Origin of the sequence: Spongiibacter thalassae (genome assembly GCF_012272835.1) — a bacterium.
GTDB lineage: Bacteria > Pseudomonadota > Gammaproteobacteria > Pseudomonadales > Spongiibacteraceae > Spongiibacter > Spongiibacter thalassae.
Genome location: NZ_JAAWWK010000001.1, coordinates 62,714 through 83,958, shown reverse-complemented (window position 1 = coordinate 83,958; position 21,245 = coordinate 62,714). Strand labels below are relative to the sequence as shown.

Annotated in this window: 17 protein-coding genes and 2 pseudogenes; 12 read left to right on the top strand and 7 right to left on the bottom strand. The window is 46.8% G+C overall.

The annotated features are described in order from the left end of the window. Positions 1-90 precede the first annotated feature (90 nt). The 7 genes and pseudogenes from HCU74_RS00400 to tnpC all read right to left on the bottom strand — a co-directional run. Positions 91-1,086, bottom strand: a complete 996-nt coding sequence (locus HCU74_RS00400; RefSeq protein WP_168448424.1) for a DUF7065 domain-containing protein — start codon at positions 1,084-1,086, stop codon at positions 91-93. Positions 1,087-1,254: 168 nt separating this feature from the next. After that, complete coding sequence (locus tag HCU74_RS00395) at positions 1,255-1,644, bottom strand: hypothetical protein (RefSeq protein WP_168448423.1); 390 nt, start codon at positions 1,642-1,644, stop codon at positions 1,255-1,257. Next, a complete protein-coding gene (locus HCU74_RS00390) occupies positions 1,641-3,128 on the bottom strand; it encodes an FAD-dependent oxidoreductase (RefSeq protein WP_168448422.1) in 1,488 nt (495 codons plus the stop codon). Before HCU74_RS00390 ends, HCU74_RS00395 begins: the two co-directional genes overlap by 4 nt. 130 nt (positions 3,129-3,258) lie before the next feature. Beyond that, positions 3,259-4,323, bottom strand: a complete 1,065-nt coding sequence (locus tag HCU74_RS00385) for a phosphotransferase family protein (protein ID WP_168448421.1) — start codon at positions 4,321-4,323, stop codon at positions 3,259-3,261. Between the two features lie 881 nt (positions 4,324-5,204). After that, on the bottom strand, positions 5,205-6,581 hold the full coding sequence (locus tag HCU74_RS00375; protein ID WP_168448420.1) for a cytochrome P450: 1,377 nt from the start codon (positions 6,579-6,581) through the stop codon (positions 5,205-5,207). A 145-nt stretch (positions 6,582-6,726) separates the two neighbouring features. Further along, a pseudogene (locus tag HCU74_RS00370) lies at positions 6,727-7,489 on the bottom strand (IS5 family transposase). A gap of 453 nt (positions 7,490-7,942) precedes the next feature. Then, positions 7,943-8,695: pseudogene (tnpC, locus tag HCU74_RS00365) on the bottom strand (IS66 family transposase); the annotation flags it as partial. A gap of 537 nt (positions 8,696-9,232) precedes the next feature. Between tnpC and HCU74_RS00360 the strand changes: the two are divergent. From HCU74_RS00360 to HCU74_RS00305, 12 genes are all read left to right on the top strand, one after another. Then, on the top strand, positions 9,233-10,531 hold the full coding sequence (locus tag HCU74_RS00360; RefSeq protein ID WP_168448419.1) for a cytochrome P450: 1,299 nt from the start codon (positions 9,233-9,235) through the stop codon (positions 10,529-10,531). A 307-nt stretch (positions 10,532-10,838) separates the two neighbouring features. Continuing rightward, positions 10,839-11,648 (top strand): SDR family oxidoreductase, encoded by an 810-nt coding sequence (locus HCU74_RS00355; protein ID WP_168448418.1) that lies wholly within the window; start codon positions 10,839-10,841, stop codon positions 11,646-11,648. 13 nt (positions 11,649-11,661) lie between these two features. After that, on the top strand, positions 11,662-12,474 hold the full coding sequence (locus tag HCU74_RS00350; RefSeq protein ID WP_168448417.1) for an enoyl-CoA hydratase/isomerase family protein: 813 nt from the start codon (positions 11,662-11,664) through the stop codon (positions 12,472-12,474). Positions 12,475-12,483: 9 nt separating this feature from the next. Next, the gene (locus HCU74_RS00345) at positions 12,484-13,266 is read left to right on the top strand and encodes an SDR family NAD(P)-dependent oxidoreductase (protein WP_168448416.1); all 783 of its coding nucleotides are present in this window, start codon (positions 12,484-12,486) and stop codon (positions 13,264-13,266) included. A 117-nt stretch (positions 13,267-13,383) separates the two neighbouring features. Beyond that, positions 13,384-14,118, top strand: a complete 735-nt coding sequence (locus HCU74_RS00340; RefSeq protein WP_168448415.1) for an SDR family NAD(P)-dependent oxidoreductase — start codon at positions 13,384-13,386, stop codon at positions 14,116-14,118. A 66-nt stretch (positions 14,119-14,184) separates the two neighbouring features. Next, a complete protein-coding gene (locus HCU74_RS00335) occupies positions 14,185-15,396 on the top strand; it encodes an acyl-CoA dehydrogenase family protein (RefSeq protein ID WP_210425052.1) in 1,212 nt (403 codons plus the stop codon). Between the two features lie 15 nt (positions 15,397-15,411). Beyond that, positions 15,412-16,521, top strand: a complete 1,110-nt coding sequence (locus HCU74_RS00330; protein WP_168448413.1) for an acyl-CoA dehydrogenase family protein — start codon at positions 15,412-15,414, stop codon at positions 16,519-16,521. A gap of 31 nt (positions 16,522-16,552) precedes the next feature. Further along, positions 16,553-16,951 (top strand): nuclear transport factor 2 family protein, encoded by a 399-nt coding sequence (locus HCU74_RS00325; RefSeq protein WP_168448412.1) that lies wholly within the window; start codon positions 16,553-16,555, stop codon positions 16,949-16,951. Positions 16,952-17,097: 146 nt separating this feature from the next. Further along, positions 17,098-17,775, top strand: coding sequence for a wax ester/triacylglycerol synthase domain-containing protein (locus tag HCU74_RS00320; RefSeq protein ID WP_168448411.1), 678 nt, complete (start codon positions 17,098-17,100; stop codon positions 17,773-17,775). Next, entirely contained in the window at positions 17,775-18,587 is an 813-nt protein-coding gene (locus HCU74_RS00315; RefSeq protein WP_168448410.1) for a WS/DGAT domain-containing protein, read from the top strand. Before HCU74_RS00320 ends, HCU74_RS00315 begins: the two co-directional genes overlap by 1 nt. 42 nt (positions 18,588-18,629) lie before the next feature. Further along, a complete protein-coding gene (locus tag HCU74_RS00310) occupies positions 18,630-19,580 on the top strand; it encodes an alpha/beta hydrolase fold domain-containing protein (RefSeq protein ID WP_168448409.1) in 951 nt (316 codons plus the stop codon). A gap of 50 nt (positions 19,581-19,630) precedes the next feature. Beyond that, positions 19,631-21,046: a DUF3336 domain-containing protein gene (locus HCU74_RS00305; RefSeq protein WP_168448408.1), complete on the top strand. Its 1,416-nt coding sequence runs from the start codon at positions 19,631-19,633 to the stop codon at positions 21,044-21,046. The last annotated feature ends 199 nt before the right edge of the window (positions 21,047-21,245 follow it).

Below are 21,245 nucleotides of genomic sequence, written 5' to 3'. Positions count from 1 at the left end.
CAAGCCTAGGTTGGCGCTACGTCGTAGTCATAGCGCTGCCATCTCGGCAATTATTATCTGCTTTAAACTTTTTAAATTACGAATAATGAATCAGTACTCGTACTGACTAAATCCAGACAACCCCTGCTCTACGGCTACGAAAGTAACATCATCTTTAGTAGGTATATAATCACCCCTGCCTGGATTCATGCAAAGCTCAAGATCCATGAAGCCAATTTTATCTTTATATATAAAGGTCGATATATGATCTTGACTAACGGAATAAGCCTCCCTCACAGGTGTAATAAACCCTTGGACTGAAGTCGTTTCAATCCTCAGTTCTTCGCCACTTTCCAGAGTCAATATTCCGATTGATTTCAGAGGGGTTAGCCCATCGCTGTCTAAAAGCGTGATTACGCGGAGGTCATGCACGTCATAATCTTGCCCCTCAACTTTAGCAAAGCCAGCAACCATCTTCTGGCCTCCTTTTAAATCCAGTAGGAAACAAGCAAAACTCATCTCAGGTCCTACTGTGCCGCTAAACATTCGGTAGCGATGCATAGAAACTCGAGCGTTATCGCGCACACCCCAGGAACGATCCCTGTGTGCTAGCGCGTCAATATTATATGAGCTATCACCAATACGAATTACGCCGCGAATTTTTCCTGAGCATTCTAAATGTCCGTCGGAATTAATATTACTCATAAAATCTTTGGAATGACCAGACTTAGACCAATCGCGTGGCTCATAAAATGCCTCGTAAAATTCAAGATCTGCAGATGTTTCGGGCTCCTCCCATGTAAAGCGCATTCGAGCATCGCCCAAAGCCTCTGCTGTATGCCCCCCGACAACTTGTTTGGATTCCTGACGCGCAGCTGATGTGAGCTCTTTCTCAGTACGGTCGCCATCACTCATAACAAAACGCTGAGCACCGGTTTTAAATACAAAAAGCGTAAGCTGCCCCTTACCCAATTTCGGCTTCTGCCCTATACGATGAAAGCCACCAATACCTTGCTCCGTATCGTAAAACCAGTACGCATCACTCTCCTGCCAAAGTACATCATCCACCGCTTGATGGGGCTTGTCCCAAGAAACATCGTAATTCATTAATTTCATCTCCATTTTCACACTTAGGAAATACTGCGCCACTCTATTGATCGATAAATTATAATTATCGATGACTAAATACAGATAATATCTAATTTCTTGCTAACGCAAAGTTCTCGGAAACGGCGAGAACGGCAAAAAATTCTCATTTAACTTACCGAAACTATTCTATGCATTCCTGCCTAACAATATGGACTTCATAGACCCATATTTAAGCCACAACAAGGCTATATATAATCCAAGGAAAATCGATCCGGATGCCCAAAACAGGAGCGTTGTTAGCGCACCACCTAATAATGTTTTTTCTCGATAGAATAACCATATGGAAATAAATGTATTAAACATTAAGAAATCGACCAAGACACCTCGCACCCATAAATACTCTACTGACGCATCGAGAAATTGAGGAATAGTCGCAGCGATGCCGCTTTTAATCCACGCGACTCCAAAATAATACGACACGCTTAATACAGCCGTTATGCAATAAATCACCAGCAAGGTGCCAGAATTCGATTTACCTTTATTATCATTTAACAATGAAGAATAACTTGGCATCATAGTTCTCCAACGTTGACGCTAGCTCTACAATTATTTATTATTCTTTCCATTTCTGATCGACTGGGACGCTTTGAATAAGCAATAGCAAGCCGTTTCGATTCACTTGGCATAAACACCGATTTTAGAATTCGAAACCAGTTACTTGGCTTCTTTAACCACGCCGTAGGAGAAGTTAAACCGTAAAAACCGCGTACGACTTCCCTGTACAACTCAGGATCGACCGAGACAGCGACATTTGAAGTTAAACCGGTAAATTTTGCGTATAATCCAGATAACAATGTTCTGCGACGCAATCCAACTGCTCTTTCAAATCGCATTTGGTCGTCTTTATCAACTTGTAACATGACTTCCCAATCACTTCTAAAATATTGGTTTATACTGCGCTCGTAACGAAGGGTCATCTCTGACACATCACCACCCGCAGCAATACTCTCCGCAAGAATATGTGAGCCCATCACCGCCCATGTGCAACCTCGGCCAAATTTTGGGTTGCTCCGCACCATGGTATCACCCACCGGAAAATAGCCGAGTATTTGGGGCTGTTCAGCGCTGACCAATGATCGCCAGAAAAAGTCCATATTTGCCCACGCAATGACACTCGACGTTGGCTCAGCTCGGCTCGATTCGATCCAACGCGAAGCCTTCGGAATTCGACGAACAATTTCCTCAAACACTGTGGTATCGCTCATTGAATTCCCGTATAGAAGTGGATCATCTTGATTCACCACTATCGAAATAACAAAATTTCTATTATCAGCTATAAAGGTCACCACGACGATGTCATCGAACATAGCGCTCGGCATTCCGATAAATTCAGGTGCTTCTTGACCTGGTAAAAGCCGATAATGACGGGTGTAGTAAGCTGACTTTGATTTATACGTAAAATCATCAACAATCGCACCAGCCTGACATATAGGCTTTATTAAGTTTGTGGTGCGACCAGACGCATCGACAACGTAATCGGCATCGTACCGCTTTATTTCTCCAGCGGATGCAGCCAAGCACGCCTTAACTGTAAAGGGAGCGCGAGTCCCATCGAACAGCAATTCTTTCACTCTTACATCGGGGAGTAACTGAATATTTTCCTGACGCTCAACGTAACGATACATAACCAACTCAAATGCACTGCGCCTCGCTGCAAAAAAAGTGAGGTCTGCGTCGTTATCCTTGGCCTTATAGCGGTGAGCCGCCGATGAATGAATGCATTGGCTGAGCGATATTTGCTCTACACCTGCCTCGATAAAATCCTTTAGTAAGCCTGGGTATAAATCAGCAAGATAATTACGCAATCCACTTAGAAAAAAATGTGGCTGCATCGCATGCGCAACTCCCCTGCGACGCCAAGACCAAGCATCGGCAGGAGTAATATCTGAATTTGGCGCGGAATCACTTTCGATAACGGTGACCTTGAAGCCTTTGGCCTGAAAGGCCAATGCCGCTGAAAGTCCAGAAATACTAGCGCCTATAATGAGTACGTCTTTCATCGCTAATCCAAAATATTATTATTAAAAATAAAGCATTTCTAATACAATCGACCTTCCAGATTAATTATATTATCCAGTTACTATTAAAAATAATGATCTCACCCAATATAACTATTAGAATCAGCAGCTCTCAACCTTCAACTTCAGCCCAATAAAATTCCGCCATCACCTTATATGACGCTGATACGCTTTCAGGTAAATAATTACACATAGAACCCAAGCAAACTAAAATTTGGTATGCCGCCTGCTTGCGAAAATAGTCGAAATTTTTCAGCGGTCGACCGCCAGCCTCATAGTAATACGACAACCACTGTTCCTGAGTCGGCGGGGTTACAGGTAACTGATCGGCATATGGCATATGCGCTTCCATCGACAATACCTGTATCGCCAAGTCCAGCTCAGGACTACCAATACTTGACAACTCCCAATCCAAAATAGCCGTAACTTTCCCGTTGTCGAGCATATAGTTGCCTAAATTTGGATCCCCATGCATTAACACCATATTGTTTTCTACTGGGGCATTATCAAGTAGCCACTGGCGAACGGGCACTAATCGCTCAAAGCCCTCGGGCTTTGCCCAATCCCATGTTTTCCACCACCAATTTATAAGCTTTTCCTGCGCTGTATCACCAGGCGCTATTTTTGTATAATCGGCCAACCCAAACTCAGCAAGATCAAGCGAATGTATTGAAACGAGCGTGCCAAGTATTTGCTGATATATATTTTCGCGCTGCTCATCGCTAGCTTCAACCAATGGACCACTGGCAAATAACGATGTCGGTATTGGCAAGCCAACAACGCAATCCATAATAAACCCTGAGACCCCCAGACAATCACCACTCACATCTATACCGTAAACCTTCGGGAGTGGCAGGCCACTGTCTTGCAGCTTCTTTATTAGTACGTACTGGCTTTCCAGATCATATTCAAAAAACAATCGATCATTACTTTCAGGGTCGTAACGCAGCACCAGCTTTTTGAGCTCTTGGCCCTCCTCATGTTCGATTGCAGCGTCGAAAATCAGTATCCCCGAGGATGACCCTGACTTTTCTGCACCACCTTGCACCTGCAAAATATTTACATCCGCCTCAAATATTTTTCCCAAAAATACCTTAAGCTTTTTATTATCAATAACGGCATAATTAGATTTCGCTGCGGCCACCGCCTCATCCATTGCGCTAGACATATCACTCATTGAGCACTACTCCTTATTATAGAAAAATATTTTCCGCGTAATTACAAAACTCTGTGACCTAAATTTTCATGCAATGACCCCAACGGCTCCACCAAGTGCGAAGCACAGGTCGCGCACGGTCAGCCCACATCAACTCTTAAAACAGCCCACTTGAACCCACAATACCATGCATTCATATTATACACAATTATAATGCAAAAAAATAACAACGTGACTGACACATCTATATCGCGACCATATTTTCAACTAATAGACCGCATAAATCGCAACCAAAAGGAGCTCGCACGTGCTCCCACACCCACTAAATATGGCCAATCCTTTGCGACAGTTATATGAAACAGCAGCATTCCAGCTTTTCTTTGCCAGCTGACGGTAACGCCCCCTGCTGATAAGCATTCAGCGCTCTGGCTCCAATAAATTTGCCGACGGGGCTCTATCTGAACATCGATGTTTGTCCTCACGATAGATAACATCACTCCCCTGAAGAGCAAGAAACACGGTATCCAGAAAACTTTGCTGTAGCCCAGCGATTCCCGCGCACATATAAATACTCAGCCAGCGGCCAAACTTTTTCGGCAAACCGCGCCACTTGCACCCGCGGTCGGCGACTTACAACACTGCGTTAAACACTTGCAGGTTAGAAATTTTCACGTTGCCACGCAGAATTGGGAACTAGAGTTCGATAATTTTGAATTATTGCTTTGTAATATCCGTCCGGCGATTTATAGGAATTATTGTGAACAGTTTCTAAAAAAATCTAATACAGACAGCGCCTCAGCTCCTTATCCATTGAGAGCGGAAGCTATATCTCGATAAAAGCTTTATTCACCAAACTCAGCTGATCGCAAGCTGACGAAGTACATGAATTTTTAACGATCTACTCACCTATACCGCTTAATAATTTTCATCGGCATTTTTCCTACCGGCTTAATCGACATCTGTACGCGGGGGTCCGGCAGCCTGCCGTCGGCGTGCTCAAGCAAAAATCTTTGGGACACCATCGCCAACATCAGCGTGCTCTCCATTCTAGCCACTCGCTCACCAATACAACGACGCTGACCATAGCCAAATGACATAAATGAGCATTTAGCGCGCTTACGACTTATTTCTTTAGCATGACGCTCTGGGAGAAACTTCTCCGAATCCGGCCAATAATCCTCGTTGCGATGAATTGTCCACCCCGGAAACGCGATAGGCGTACCTTTTTTCACACTGTAGCCACGTATAGTTGTATCAATCAACGCTTCTCGCGCCAAAAAACTAAAAGCCGGGTAAAGTCGCATAGCCTCGTCAAACACCATACCGGTGTAAACAAGCTTACTCAGGTCATCGAATGTCGGAATACGGTCGGCAAGCACCTCATCGATTTCGTTAAGCATGATCTGGCGTTTATCAGGATTAGCTGCCAATAAGCCAAAAGCCCAAGTTACTTCACTTGGCGTCGTTTCTTGGCCACCAAAGAAGAGCGATGTGATATTGTCCCGCAATTCTACATCGCTTAAAGCTGTACCGTCGCTAAACCTTGCCTCCAACAGGGTATCGAGCATATCTTCCGCCTCTTCAACTCGATTTTCCTTTCGATAGGCTATCAACTCATAAACCCGTTTATCGATTTTCTTCAGGTCACGCCGCCCTTTCCGTATGGCCGGCAATATCGCCGTAAAACGCGATGCATTGGTAAGATAACGGGCATTGATATAATTGTTAGACGACAGAAACAATTCCAAGATGCCAGGAATTTCATCACTCTCAATGCCGCGCACAAACAGAGTTTTCGTAAGGGCCGTGAATATTCCCAAACGCACAAACTCATAAAGTTCAACATTCGAATCCGCTAAACGCAACTCTTCAAGATGGTCGACTTCGGACTGAATAACAAGCGCAGTTTGCTCAAAATATTTTTTCAACATTTTAGGTGTAAAAGCAGGCAAAAGTATTCTGTGGAGCTGCTCCCAATAGGCATGATCTGACACTGAAGCGACGCCACGACCGAGCAAAGGCGCGAGCAGATCCTCGTGGGTAGCAGACTGCCCGTAGGATCTAAAATCAAGCCTCAGTACATTTTCGATATCACTCGGGTCATTCAGGAAGACAATCTCCTTGCCCCCCAAAGGAAGCTTAAATACCTGCCCATATTTCCTGACCGCATCCTCAAATAAGGCCAGCGGCTCTTGAAGAAAGCGCGGGATAACGCCAATAAAAGGCAAGCCTCTTGGACCTGGAATTTCTGAAGATTGCGGTATATTTTCAACTAACATCTTGTTCCTCCATGAATTACCTATTACCTAGAGATGTTCTGCACAAAACCGCCGTCGCTAACAAAATGTCGCTAAATCACCGCGTTCGTAGCGTAAAACCTTGTGACTCGCACCCCCTCTCGGCCTTACCCAGCCATCTGGCTGATTACTGGCGCACACCCTCCCTATGAGGGAGGGTAAACGCCGAGATGATGTAAAACCGATTGGCACTTTTCGCCAACCCACGGTAACGAACCTTCCCATAACCAAACTGCTGTTTGATCGTTCGGAAGGGATGCTCAACCCTGGCTCGAACGCTGGCCTTTATCTCCCCCAGCATTTCCTGCAGCGACTCTGCTAGCTTGCTTCGGCTGCCGGGACGTAGCGCGATACGCCAATCGACTTCCCGATCTTTAAATTCACCCCGATTATGGATGCCGGTATAACCCGCATCACCCCAGACTCGCTGCTCTTCTCCATGAAGAAGCTGATCCGCGGCAGTGAGATCACGCACATTCGCTGCTGTAGTTGCGACGCTGTGAATCAAGCCATCTCGGTCATCCACACTAATATGCATCTTCATACCAAAGAGCCATTCATCGCCTTTCTTGGCCTGATACATCTCTCGGTCTCGCTCCACCTCCTGATTCTTAGTTGAGCTGGGTGCAGCTCTTGGACTCGATCTCGTATAAGGCATCCTCCATCGCCGGATCGCTGAGGTTGAAGAACAGTTGCAGGCAATGCACTCGAAGCATGATGAGGAGCGGGTAAGGAGGGCCTCCATTCTCACCCTTGGGGTAGTGCTTGCGGAGCTTCTCCTCCAGCTTCGCCCTGGGAATCAAACCATCCATTTTCTCAAGGAACAGCGCCCGCCGCGTCTTACGCTTTTTGTTCAGGTATTCGGCTTCGACGAAGGTAAGCTGGCCCATACAGTAGTCCGGTTAAAATAAATGTTCGCTAAATTAGCTTAAATTATGGAGGTTGTGCGGAGATGTCCTAGAAGACCCACGCAACCCCGTATTAAGCCAACGCAACGCCGCGCCTACCATCGGCAATCAACTCGCCCGAATCAACCCAGAAAACCAAGATCATACTCCAAACTGACAATATGCAACCTAGGTATAATCCATGATACCGCAATACCAACTTTTAACGCACTATTTTTGCTGTATTGCTGCACCCAACGGACTGAGTGCACCGCCAGCTTCGGGCGCTGCTACGTTGCTCTAGTATCCGGACTAAGCTCTCATTGCTTCGCACATGAGTAGGTTTTGGCACCACGAAAAGCACATTTTTTATTTAATATCAATGCCTTACATCTGCGAAACAAATTTCTGGCCGATGCACATTACATGCGTAAGCCTCCGGCAATCCCAAGTTGATCAATGCCTCCAATTGTGCGGTAGCAGCTCCTCGATTTTTGACGCTTTCTGTGTCGGCAGTTTTTCCATCACATCTTTTAGGTAGGCTTACGGATTGAGGCCGTTGATCTTGACCGACGGGATCAGCGTCATGGTATTCGCCGCCCGCTGACCACTGCGCAGTGAACCTGCAAATAGCCAGTTTGACCGACCGAGCGCCCAGGGCCGGATTTGGTTCTCTACCCAGTTGTTGTCGATGGGCACTGCGCCGTCATCGATATAACGGATCAAGGCGTCCCAGCGTTTTAAGCTGTAGGCGATCGCTCTAGCCGTACCACTGCCATCCGGCACCTGCTGTCACTTGGCAATGAGCCGGTGATGCAATTGATCAAGGATGAGCTTTGAGTTTTCCTGCCGCTACCGTTCCTCTGGGGGCAGTTCAGCTAGCTCCAGCTCAATCAAGTACAGGTCTTGTATATAACCGAGCGCCTGCTCGGAAATCTGACTTTTATTGGCCACATGCAAATCATGGAACTTACGGCGGGCATGGGCCCAGCAGCCAATTTCGATGATGCCACTGGCAAAGCCGGCCTTGTAACCCCCATAGTCGTCGCAGACCAGTTTGCCTTGCCAATCGGCCAGGAAGTCTCTGGCCGCCTGCGCGGCACGGCCAGGCTGGAAGTCATAGAGCACCCCCTGGATGGCGGAGTACCGCATTGAGGCATAGGCCCAGACATAAGCCTTATGGATACGCATCTTCCCCGGGGCCAGCACAGACGCACCAAGCTCCGCACTAGCGGCCAGTACCCGTGCCTTAAATTCCAGAGTGTGTCGGCGACGTCGTGGCTTAACAGGTCGACAAAGTAATCCTTGCGTATCCATTTTAGGTGTCCGCTCCAAAAACAGATAGACACCATCATGTTGGCCCTGGCTCAGGAGCAAAAGGTGTACTCACCGGACGGCTACTTAGGGGACACCACCTGCAACTCGTATCGGAGAAAGGTCAGCGCAAGGTAAAGTTAGCCCTGCCTCTAAACCCGAGCACCCAATATGGACCGACAACAAAAGCAGAAAATCACCCCACATAAATGACGACGCAAATACAGTCTTTCTTGCTGCAATATATCTACTAATCCACTTTTTTATTTCCTTATGCATCTATTATGATTTTATTAAAGACGCAAAAGTTCTTGCGAGCCAGATTGAGGGAGGATACCATACATAGCAATCAATATGACCACATTCTTTGTAAATGCGTATTAAGAATGGTCTCACCAGAACACTGCGATCGCACAAATAAAGGACATCGAGATGACGACAATTAATACCCAAAGGAATTTAGTCCCGCAAGATTACGCCGACCGGATCGTTGATCCCTGCGCATGGGCTGAACCCGAAAGCATGTATGAAGTATTTACTTGGCTTCGCGCAAATCAGCCGCTAGGAAAAGTCGAGCACGAGGATTTCAATCCATTCTGGCTGGCCACTAAATTTGACGATATAAGTGAAATCAGCCGCCAAAATGACAAATTTAATAGCGCCGAGAATTCATCTGTTCTCACTAGAAAAATTGTCGACCAGCAAATTCGACACATAACCGCAGGTTCACCACATCTTTCCAGAAACCTGGTAAACATGGATCCCCCTGAGCACTTAAAGTACCGAAGCATCACTCAGAATTGGTTTATGCCTAAAAAAGTACGTGAACTCGAAGCTCGTGTTAAAGAAATAGCAAGCAGTTTTGCCGACACAATGATCGCCAATGCTCCCGAGTGTGATTTTGTCAGTGACATAGCACTCCGTTATCCCCTCCACGTCGTTATGGATATCTTAGGTGTACCTGAAAAAGACGAACCATTGATGCTTAAGCTCACCCAAGAGCTGTTTGGTGCACGCGACCCTGATCTCGCTCGCGACAGCGAGAAAATGGCTGACCCAGCAGCGGCAGCAGAAGTAATAAAGAAGGTGCTCGCAGATTTTGCCAGCTACTTCAATGGGATAGCGGAAGATCGACGCGCCACGCCCCGCGACGACGTCGCCACCGTTGTTGCCAACGCTCTCGTTGACGGCGAGCCGATCAAACCCTATGAGCTAGCGAATTACTATACAGTCCTCGCCACCGCGGGGCATGACACCACCTCAGCGTCTACTGCGGGTGCCATATGGGCCTTATGCCAATTTCCTGAACAGTTTGAAAAAGTAAAAAAAGACCCCTCATTAATACCAGGTCTTGTTGATGAAACATTTAGGTGGATCACACCAGTTAAGCATTTTATGCGCACCGCAAATGAAGACTATCAAATACGCGGACAAACAATTAAAGCGGGCGACTGGGTAATGCTATCTTACCAAAGTGCAAATTTTGATGAAGAGAAGTTCTCTAACCCCTTTGAGTTTCGCATTGATCGTCAACCCAACAAGCACCTAGCGTTTGGGCACGGCCCCCATGTGTGTATTGGCCAACATTTAGCAAAACTTGAACTACGAGTACTGCTTGAAGCGTTACTACCACGAATTAAATCCCTAAAATTCAATGGTGAAGTAAAGTTCACAAAAGCAAATTTTATTAGTGGACCTAAAGTGCTACCAATTCGCTTTGAAATTGAATAACAAATAACTTACCGAATTAATCTCTGCACAACCCCCATAATTTGAGATAATTCGGCGAACATCTATTTCAACCGAACTACTGCATGAGCCAGCACCTTCGCCGAACCCGAATGCCTGATCAAAAAGCAAAAGACGCGGCGGGGGCTGCTCCTTGATAAAATGAATGGTTTGATTCCCTGAGAAGAAGCTTCGCAAACATTACCTCAAGGGTGGGAATGAAAACCCGCCCCACCCCCTACCAATTATGTTTTGGGTGCACTGCCTAAAACTGTTCTACAACACTCAGCGATCCGCTAAGGAGTTCATAATGGCTAAATCATTCCATGGTCAATTATTTTCTAATAAAGTTGCTTTTGTTGCGGGTGGTACACGAGGCATTAATCTAGGCATTGCTAAAGCCTTTGCGGAAAACGGTGCCAATGTAGTAGTGATCGGGCGCAATGCTGAACGCGCGGCGAGGGCACAACAAGAAATTTCAGATATAGGTGGCGGCCAGGCCTTAGGCTTATCCTGTGATGTTCGTGATTACGACGCGGTAGCAGCGGCGCTTAAAACCACCGCAGAAAAATTTGGCACTATCGATATGCTTGTTTCCGGCGCGGCGGGCAACTTCTTCGCCCCCTTGGTGGGGCTTTCGCCTAATGGCTTTAAAACCGTGATCGATATCGACTTGATAGGGACGTTTAATGTATTTCGCGCCAGTTTTGACTACCTGACTAAGCCGGGCGCATCCTTGATCGCGATTACTGCCGGCCAATCTGAGCAAGCCATGCCTTTTCAGGCCCATGCCGCAGCGGCGAAAGCCGGGGTGAATATGCTCACCAAAACCTTGGCTGTCGAATGGGGGCCGGCAGGTGTTCGCGCCAATCTAATCGCCCCCGGCGGTATTGAAGGCACCGAGGGTGTGAAGTTTTTATCCAGCACACCAGAAGAGTTGGAAGCGGCAGTGAAACGAGTGCCCGCGCGACGCCTTGGCCAGATAAATGAAATTGCCGATATGGCCGTGTTTTTATGCTCAGACGCCTCAGCTTATGTTTCTGGCCAGTTGATTTACGTCGATGGTGGAACGCTAACGGGCGATGGCAGCTTTGGATGTTTAAACCCATTGCCACGCTGAGAGGAATCGCAAAATGAGTGCTGACAAGAGCGAGCGTAATTACGAGACAATCATCCTAGAGCACAGAGACGATGCCGATTGGCTAACACTCAACCGCCCTGCTGCACTCAATGCCATGAATCGGGCGATGATAGATGAGTTAAGTGATTATTTCACCGCCTTGTATCGTAATCACAGCGTGCGGGTAGTGGTGTTAAAGGCGGCGGGGCGCGCCTTTTGCGCAGGATTGGATTTATCGGATATCGACGGTGTTGAGGGCTCAGTGCAGCAAGCCTACCAATTACAAACAGACATTCGCGACATTATGAAGGCGATGCGCCGCTGTCCACAACCAATTATCAGCCAATTGCACGGCGCCGTTTGTGGTGGTGGCTTTACAATGGCCCTAGCCTCAGATATTCGAATTGCGGCAGATAACTGCAAAATGAACGCCGCCTTTATCAAAATTGGTTTAACAGGTTGTGATATGGGAGCGAGTTATTTTTTACCTCGCCTGGTCGGTACATCGGTCGCTTCCGAGTTGATACTTACCGGACGATTTATCGATGCGGAGCGAGCGCTTAGGGTCAATCTGGTATCCGATGTTGTGGCCAAAGGCGAGCTAGAGAAAATCGCCCAAATTTTCGTGGATGAAATGCTCCTAACTGCCCCTATGGGTCTGCGCTTAAGCAAAGATGGTTTAAATATAGCGATTGATGCACCGAGTCTGGACGCCGCTATGGCGCTGGAAGACCGCCAGCAAATTTTAGTGGGGCAGACCCGAGATCATCTAGAAGCCGTAACCGCATTTTTTGAAAAGCGGCCACCTGTTTACCAAGATAAATAGAGTTTAAATATGACAATAAATAATAAGGGTTCGATCAACACCCGTATTGACCTAACAGGGCAAATTGCCATGGTAACCGGCGCTAGCTCAGGTCTCGGTTGGCAGTTCGCTCGAGTCCTCGCAGCGGCTGGGGCAAAGGTGATTGCTACTGGGCGCCGTGAGAATAAACTTCGAGAACTTGAAGCCGTAATTCGTCAAGACGGCGGTGAATGCCAGAGCGTCCTGATGGATATGACCGATGCCGAAAATATTATGAACGCGGTCGATAAAGCAGAGGTTGTTTTCGGTAGGCTTACTATTTTAGTTAACAATGCAGGAATACCCGATTCTCAGCTAGCAATGAAAATGCCAGTAGAACTGATTGATCGCGTCTTAGACACCAATCTTCGCGGACCATTTATCTTGTCGTGCGAAGTAGCGCGACGCTTTAAAAGTGCCGGTATCCACGGGCGCATAACCAATATTGCTAGCGTTGCCGCCTACAATTACGGAGGTGGCGGTGCCGCGCTCTATTCGATCACCAAAGGTGCAGTGGTGCGAATGACCGAGGTTTTGGCCGTTGAATGGGCTCGCTTTCATATTAATGTTAACGCTATTGCCCCAGGGACTTTTCACTCAGAAATGACCGACGGCATGCTAGCGCGCGTAGGCGATGTATCTGGAAATTTCCCACGGAATCGCATTTGCGAACCATCGCAGCTAGACAGCACCTTGCTTTACCTTTGTGCACCGGCGTCTGACTGCGTCACTGGCACCGTGATACGGGTGGATGATGGCCAAGTGGCGCGTTAAGGCAGAGTATAAATCTGTCATTCTTGGGCAATCAGCAATGACGGGGTCATCATTTTTGCGGCTAACCGCCCACCTACAAATCGAATTTTATAAAACATATTAATCAGGTTTTAAACAATGGAAAGTCAAGTTATCTTTAATTTCAAGGCTAAGCGGGTGCTAGTAACAGGTGGAACACAAGGGATCGGCCTAGGGCTCGCGAATGCGTTCTATAAGGCTGGAGCAGACGTCGTTATTACCGGTACTCGTGATAAAGCAAGTGATTACGATACCGACCTATCCGCATTCAGCTATATACCAGTCAACCTGGCCAAGGCGTTAGAACGAGTGACGCTGGCAGACCAAGTGGGCGATATAGATATACTAATTAATAACGCTGGAGTATCAAATTCCACCGGCGGAGAATTTGAAATGGACGGCTTCAGGCTTACCTTGGAAGTGGATTTGGTGGCACCAGCAGACTTGGCGTTTCGGTTTTCCAAATCACTCACTCAGCGGCGAGGAGCTATCGTTAATATTGGTTCTGCTGCATGTTTCCTCGCTATACGAAGTTCCCCTGCATATACAGCTGCCAAAGCAGGACTTTTAGGGTTAACCCGAGCATTAGCCGATAAATGGGCACCTAAAGGCATACGGGTTAATCTAGTGGCACCGGGCTATGTGAATACCCAGCTGGTTGGCCCTTTGCATGACAATGAGGAATTCAGTAAAAGCCTTATATCCACTCTCCCAATCCCGCGATGGGGTGAGCCCGAAGATATAGCGCCGACCGTTCTCTTTCTAGCATCTGACAGTGCGAGCTATATCACCGGGCAATCAATTTTGGTCGACGGGGGACTTGTGCTTCGCTGAAAGCCGAGGTGTACCATTCTTTCGCCTAGGCGTAATTCAATAAAAACTGCAATGGGATATAAAACTGTGGCGCCAGAAAAAAACATGGATTTAGGTAAGTTCAGAAACGAGATATGCGACTTCCTCAATAACCATATACCGGATGACGTTTGGGAAGCCGTTGCGAAAACCACCAGCTATTTCCCCGCGTTTAGCGCCGTTATGACCATGCACAAATTGTTGGCCACAAAAGGCTGGAGCGTTGTTAACTGGCCAGAGGAGTACGGCGGCCCTGGTTGGAGCGATGAGCAGCGCCGAATTTTTTTTGAGGAGTACTGCTCCCGCGGTTTACCCATGATGGCTCCGCAATCTGTAGGCATGGTAGCGCCGGCGATAATGAAATTTGGAACAGCAGAACAAAAAGCAAAATATCTGCCGCCCATTGCCTCTGGCGCAGACACCTGGTGCCAGGGCTACTCAGAACCCAATGCTGGCTCAGACTTGGTCTCGCTTCAATGTCGCGCCGATTCTGATGGCGACCACTATATTATTAACGGCCAAAAAACATGGACAACCTGGGCTTTTGAGGTCGACCATATTTTCTTATTGGTGCGTACATCCAGTGAGGGCCGCCCCCAAGCAGGCATCACCTTCCTGCTAATAGACAGCATGAGCCTACCAGGCATGGAAGTGCGCCCCATCATCGGGCTTGACGGTATGCCCGAGCAAGCAGAGGTGTTTTTTGACAATGTTCGCGTCCCTAAAACCCAAGTTTTAGGGACAGAAAACCAAGGTTGGACCGTTGCCAAATACTTACTTGAACACGAGCGCGCCGCAGGTGGTAGTTTTCAGTTTGTGTTACGCCGCGAACTCGACAAATTGCGCACATTAGCTAACGTAACTGACGATGGCCACGGCAGCAAAATAAGCAGCGACCCAGTATTTAAGCAAAAGTGCGCGGAACTAGAGGTCGACTGGCGCTGCCTGGCTGCGTCAGAAAATTATGCCCGCCGGATTGGCTCAAATCACCCAGAAGCCGCACATATGGCTTCACTTATTAAGCTAGAGTCAATGAACCTCACTCAACATATTAGTGAATTAGCGCTCGACATATCAGGCACCCTCGCCCTTGTTGACCAGCAACTCGCTTTGCATATTGGCAGTGAAACACCGCCAATTGATCCTATTGAAGTCCTAACTGTTATGCCCACTTACCTGAATCAGCGCGCCAGTAGTATTTTTGGTGGATCTCATCAAATTCAACGCGACATTTTGGCAAAGCTTGTCATCAGCAAATAACAAGGACATAGCGACATGAGTAAATTGCCACCCGATATCCTAGCGCAACTGGCTGAAAGCGCTCAGAAATTTATCAGCAACGAGTACAGCTTTACACACCGCCAAGCCCTTGCAAGCTCGACTATTGGCTATAGCGAAAAACACTGGCAAATGTTTGCAGATCTCGCCTGGCTCGCCATACCCTTCAATGAAGAACACGGCGGACTCGGCGGAAATATCGCAGATATTTCTGGCCTACTAGAACAATTTGGCTACGGCCTAATTATTGAACCCTATATTAGCACCGTGGTATTAGCCGGCCATGTACTTTCTAACGCCAACGATTCGCCGCTAAGTCAGGAATTAACTGCGCAAATTATTTCCGGCAATGTACATATTTCACTAGCATGGCAAGAACGCCAATCGTCAGCCAATGTGATGAATATAAAGACAACAGCCACTGAAACCGAAGACGGCTACCTTATCAACGGTGAAAAAATTAGCGTGCTTAACGGTCTCAATGCTGACAGCTATATTATCTCAGCGCAAAGCCAAAATACTAAAACACCTAGCTTATTTTTTGTGGCTGCCGACACTAAAGGTTTGAGCGCACAACACCACCAACTTTACGACGGCCATCGTGCGACTACGCTTCAGTTACAAAATGTGCTTATACCCAAGCAAAACCAACTTGTTGTCAACGCCGAAGAACTGCTTAAAGAAACTATGACGGTAGGCATGTACGCGCTTTGCTGTGAAGCGCTTGGCAGCATGGAAAAACTACTGGAAATGACCATTGAATACGCGAAAATACGCAAGCAATTTGGAGTTCCCATAGCCAGCTTTCAGGCATTACGCCACATGATTTCTGACATGTACGTGACATTGAAAAAAACCCGCTGCCTTAATGAACAAATCGCGTCACAATGGGTTCACCACTCCCCCTCTCCTCAGGATATTGCCGCACTCAAAGTCCAGACAGGAAAAGCCGCACATTTCATTAGTCGTAACGCGATTCAAATCCATGGTGGTATCGGTATGACCAACGAGCTAGAAGTCGGCCATTATGTTAAAAGGCTTACCACCATTGATGGCTTACTAGGCAATAGCCAATACCACCTAGCGTCTTTAGCGAATTCATTATAATAAACGCCGTACTTTTCATGAGATTTTATTTATGAGCGACAAAAACAAAAAAATCGTCACCGACTTCATTCAGGCCATGGGAAATGGCGATATTGAAGCCATACAAACATTATTAGCCCACGATGTTGAAGCGGTGACCATGGGCAGTTCTCTTATTTCTGGCTCTCGGGGCTATGATGAACTCATTGCTGGCGCCGCGATGTTTAAGCAAATTACGGCGACCGGCATCGACTTTGAAATACAGCATTTAACCGCCGAAGAAAATCGCGTTTCGGCTGAAGTAAAGGGGCGTTCGGAGTTAGTTTCTGGCGCTCATTACAATAATGACTACCATTTTTTAATATTTATCCGCGACGACAAAATAATCAAGATCAAAGAGTACGTAGACACCAAACTTGTTGACGCGGTGTTGGCACCATTATTTAATTGATAAAACTCAATGCATACTGCCGCCAAGTAATGGCCCTTACCTTAAACAAGCTAGTCCGCGGCGCAGATGCAAAGTTACTGCGACCAGCGGCAATATACACAATCGTATAGCGTGATAATTTCGCTTTAAATTTTAGAGGTAGCAAGATGGAACAGCTTAGTGGTTTCGATGCATTTTTCATCAAAAGTGAATTCAAAAGTGCGCCCCAACATATTTCGCATGTGTATATTTACGACCCTAGCTCATCTGACCAAGCCGTTATTCGTTTCAAAGATATCTTACAAAATTATCAAAACCGCCTACACCTTGCGCCTGTTTTTCGGCGTCAAATTAAAGGGGTGCCTTTTTCCCTAGATGATCCTTACTGGGTTGATGCGCCAGACTTTGATATAGAGTATCACGTGCGACATATCGCCCTACCGAAGCCCGGTGATTGGCGACAACTGTGTATTCAACTGGCACGGCTACACAGCCAAAACTTGGATTTAAGCCGCCCCATGTGGCAAGCCTACGTCATTGAGGGTCTCGATGGTGTTGACGGCATGCCCCCAGGCGCCTTTGCCATTATGACTAAGATGCACCACGCCATGGTTGACGGTAAGGCCGCATTGCAGATGCTGGAATCAATACACGACCACACACCGACTGTTGATAATTCCCCACCACCTGAAATGACCTTGGAGCCAGAGCCAGATACCCCGCAGCTACTGATGCAAGCGGGAAAAAACATGCTCAAACAACCAGGAAAGTCATTCAGCAAACTAAAAAGATTGTTTCAACTGTTGAAAAGAAGCGTCAATCCGGACGTAACCACAGCGAACTAGTGATTAAACAATCTGAAAAAACGCCATTTAACTATGGGATCACCTCCAGTGCTCGTGTGTGGGGCGCTGGATTATTCAATATTAAAGACATCATTGAGATAAAACAGTCGGTAGAAGGTGCAACCCTAAATGACGTTATCCTCTGCATTACCTCCTATGCAGTCGAACAATATCTTGCCAAACACGATACCTGCCTACAAGAATCACTCATTGCAGGCATGGCTGTAGATACCCGGGCAATGACCGAATACGACACAGGAACCAACCATGCAACGCTACTCTCAGTTTGTGTCCACAGCCATATTAAAGAGCCTCTTGAACGCCTCATAAAGATTCATGCCGAAAGTGAGTTACGTAAAGAATTGCTCGCTATAAATGGCGCCGATATTATGCGCGATGTATTGGATGTCGCGCCCAGCGGCGTACTAAACATTGCCCTGAAAGTCGCCAATCGTTTCAAACTGCTCGACCGTCAAAATATGGGCTTTCACTATGCGACAACCAATATACCTGGCCCCCGAACCGAGCGCTACCTAGCGGGTTCCAAGGTCGTATACTCCTTTGGTCTTGCCCCCTTAACTGGCACAACCGGACTTGCCTTTGTTATTAGCAGCTACTGCAGCTCCCTGTCCATTTCGTTTACCTGTTGCCGAGACAGTATTAAAGATCCCGATTTCTTAGAGCAATGTATATACGATGCGTTTCAAAAAGTTCAGCTCGCGAGTCGAAGCGCAAAACCGAGTAGCAAGAAAAAAGTTGCTGCCAAACCTGTTGCCCGAAAAGCCAGCACCGCGCAAAAAACAAGCAAGTAAGTACTTTAGCTCTTAGTAGCGCATTAAACGAGGCACATAATTTTGAATGCTCAACGACCTGATGTCCGCAGCCAAGCTAAATTAGCTGACATTCCAAAACCCAATATTATCGCAATACTATTGACCTTATTTCTGAGAGTATTCAAATTTTTTCGGGGCAACTACACAGTTGAAGGCTTAAGAAATAAAACCGCTACCCTAGGTAAAAAGGACAATGCCAAGCTGCCTGAGGGGCTTAGCCATATTCAAGAGACTATCTCCGGAATTAACTGCGATAAAGTCATTAATCCTGGTGCAAAATTCCTTGTTTTACATCTCTACGGTGGCGCTGGCTGCATTCGAATGCCAAGCCTAGAGTACCCCCCTATTGCAAAATTTTGCGCCCGAATTGGCGCTGAAGGCGTTTTCCCCCACTATAGCTTGGCGCCTGAATTCAAATTTCCGCAAGGCCCCGAAGATTGTCTAGCGGTGTATAAGGCCTTGCTAGACAAAGGTGTTGAAGCCCAGCATATTATATTATCTGGCGCGTCTGCCGGTGGCGGAAACGTGCTTTCCCTTCTCGCGCTGCTTAAGCAATACAGTCTCCCGATGCCCGCCTGCGCCGTTATGCTATCTCCCAGCGGTGATGCACTGATGGTGGGGGATTCTTGGCACGAAAACGCCCGGCGCGACCCAATGTTCCACTTAAGTGATGTACTGTATTTTCAGAGCCTAATTTTTAGCGCCGAGCAGCGCTCAGACCCACTCGTAAATGTCAGTTTAATGGACAGTTTCTCTGGTTATCCGCCACTTTACTTTACCGCAAGCAGCAATGAAGTATTGAGAGATGTATCTACCATCGCCCACAACAAGGCCATGGCCGACAAGGTCATAAGCCAACTCGATATTTATGATGGCGCGGTGCACTGCATGCAATTAATGCCATTTTTCAATCAATACCAAGCGGCATGGAATAGAATAGATGAGTTTGTGCTGCATCATTTACCTGCTTAGAAAACCTTATTTTTCATTCATACGCGCCCACATCCGTTGAGAAGCAAATTATGCCCAAGTCATCATCCGATCAAACTGCAATATCATCGTATACCGAATGGTTGAGCTGGGCAGAACAGCATGACGCAAACTCTGGACTGTCGGCATGGCGCGCAGAAGAAAATAGCGACCTTTATGACTACAAGGCAATTAAAACGCGTTTGAACCGCTTACATACGCTGCGTGAATCCGGGAACGCTAGAGGCTTGTTGTTCGCCCTACATGAAGGCATTCATGGCAATATGGGTGGCATGGGCAAATTGCCTTTATACAATAAGGCCAAGACAGGCACTAAACATCTTATAGATAAGTATATTGATGAAATTATTATGAGCATACAGGCTATCGATAATACCCCAGAAACCCAAATTAGCTACGAAGAAAAAAAGGCTTTTTTCAATCGTGCGAACCAGTGCTATGGCCGCTCCGCACTAATGCTTAGCGGTGGCGGCACACTTGGCTATTTTCATTATGGCGTAGTAAAAGCACTTGCGGAACAAAAGCTGCTACCTAAAATCATCTCTGGCTCCAGCGCGGGATCAATAACAGCAGGTATGCTGGGCACCCATACCGACGCAGAACTTTATAAATTATTCTCCCCGACACATTTAGCAGAGGACGCCGAGTACGAAGTGAGCTTTCTCGACAGTATTTTCCGCTTCAGGAGCAATAGCGTTTCACTGGAATACTTGCTTGCGCTTATAGCGCGACTAATACCAGACATGACATTTGAAGAGGCTTATGAAAAAACAGGCCGATATATCAATATCTCGGTAGCCCCGGCCGAGCTACACCAAACGTCCAGATTATTGAATGCCATCACTACGCCAAATGTGTTGATTCGGTCAGCCGTACAAGCCTCCTGCACGGTGCCTGGCGTTTTCCCGCCTGTTGTCTTAAAGGCAAAAAACTTTAACGGCGAGTTACAAGATTATTTACCTTCAAGAAAATGGGTCGACGGCTCAGTAACTGATGATTTACCCACCAAAAGACTGGCTAGACTTTACGGAGTAAACCATTACATTGTTAGCCTGATCAACCCGCTAACACGGCCTTTCTTAGCGAACCCCGACGACAATGAAGTTGTGAGTTTACTATTTAAGCCAATGAAGTCATTTCTAACGGAAAGCTTAAGAAGCGCAGTGAAACTCCGCACCCACCTTGCGTTTCCCCTGCCCAAGTCAGCCACAGCAGCGGTAGATGTACTTTACAGCGTATTTGAACAAAGCTATGACGCAGATATTAAAATTATTCCAGAGAAGCTACTGATTCCCGCGTTAAGGCTATTAAGTAAACCCTCTGTAAAAGAGGTACTCACGCTGATGGAAGCAGGTGAAAAATCCACTTGGCCCAAAATACCCCGTATTCATAGCAATACCCGTATTAGCCGACTAATGGATACAATTTTGCCAAAATACGGTTTATGAGGCGTTCAACTGACTTATATAATTCGGACCCAACGTGGCTCTTGGTGATGATTCTATACAATCTGAATTCTTGATAAAAAAGCTCCATGATTTTCCGCTCGTCCTCTAAGCAGGCGTTCAGAAGCAAAGCACTACCGACCTGCTCGAAGAAAGCTAATTCAGTCGAAAACTTCCACACCTCTTCAACACACTGACAAAC

Excerpts from the sequence above, each read along its gene's own strand:
- HCU74_RS00355 (WP_168448418.1), top strand. The coding sequence starts at position 10,839 with ATGGCTAAATCATTCCATGGTCAATTATTTTCTAATAAAGTTGCTTTT.
- HCU74_RS00350 (WP_168448417.1), top strand. The coding sequence starts at position 11,662 with ATGAGTGCTGACAAGAGCGAGCGTAATTACGAGACAATCATCCTAGAG.
- HCU74_RS00385 (WP_168448421.1), bottom strand. The coding sequence starts at position 4,323 with ATGAGTGATATGTCTAGCGCAATGGATGAGGCGGTGGCCGCAGCGAAA.
- HCU74_RS00340 (WP_168448415.1), top strand. The coding sequence starts at position 13,384 with ATGGAAAGTCAAGTTATCTTTAATTTCAAGGCTAAGCGGGTGCTAGTA.
- HCU74_RS00400 (WP_168448424.1), bottom strand. The coding sequence starts at position 1,086 with ATGAATTACGATGTTTCTTGGGACAAGCCCCATCAAGCGGTGGATGAT.
- HCU74_RS00325 (WP_168448412.1), top strand. The coding sequence starts at position 16,553 with ATGAGCGACAAAAACAAAAAAATCGTCACCGACTTCATTCAGGCCATG.
- HCU74_RS00305 (WP_168448408.1), top strand. The coding sequence starts at position 19,631 with ATGCCCAAGTCATCATCCGATCAAACTGCAATATCATCGTATACCGAA.
- HCU74_RS00375 (WP_168448420.1), bottom strand. The coding sequence starts at position 6,581 with ATGTTAGTTGAAAATATACCGCAATCTTCAGAAATTCCAGGTCCAAGA.
- HCU74_RS00390 (WP_168448422.1), bottom strand. The coding sequence starts at position 3,128 with ATGAAAGACGTACTCATTATAGGCGCTAGTATTTCTGGACTTTCAGCG.
- HCU74_RS00395 (WP_168448423.1), bottom strand. The coding sequence starts at position 1,644 with ATGATGCCAAGTTATTCTTCATTGTTAAATGATAATAAAGGTAAATCG.
- HCU74_RS00320 (WP_168448411.1), top strand. The coding sequence starts at position 17,098 with ATGGAACAGCTTAGTGGTTTCGATGCATTTTTCATCAAAAGTGAATTC.
- HCU74_RS00330 (WP_168448413.1), top strand. The coding sequence starts at position 15,412 with ATGAGTAAATTGCCACCCGATATCCTAGCGCAACTGGCTGAAAGCGCT.
- HCU74_RS00360 (WP_168448419.1), top strand. The coding sequence starts at position 9,233 with ATGACGACAATTAATACCCAAAGGAATTTAGTCCCGCAAGATTACGCC.
- HCU74_RS00345 (WP_168448416.1), top strand. The coding sequence starts at position 12,484 with ATGACAATAAATAATAAGGGTTCGATCAACACCCGTATTGACCTAACA.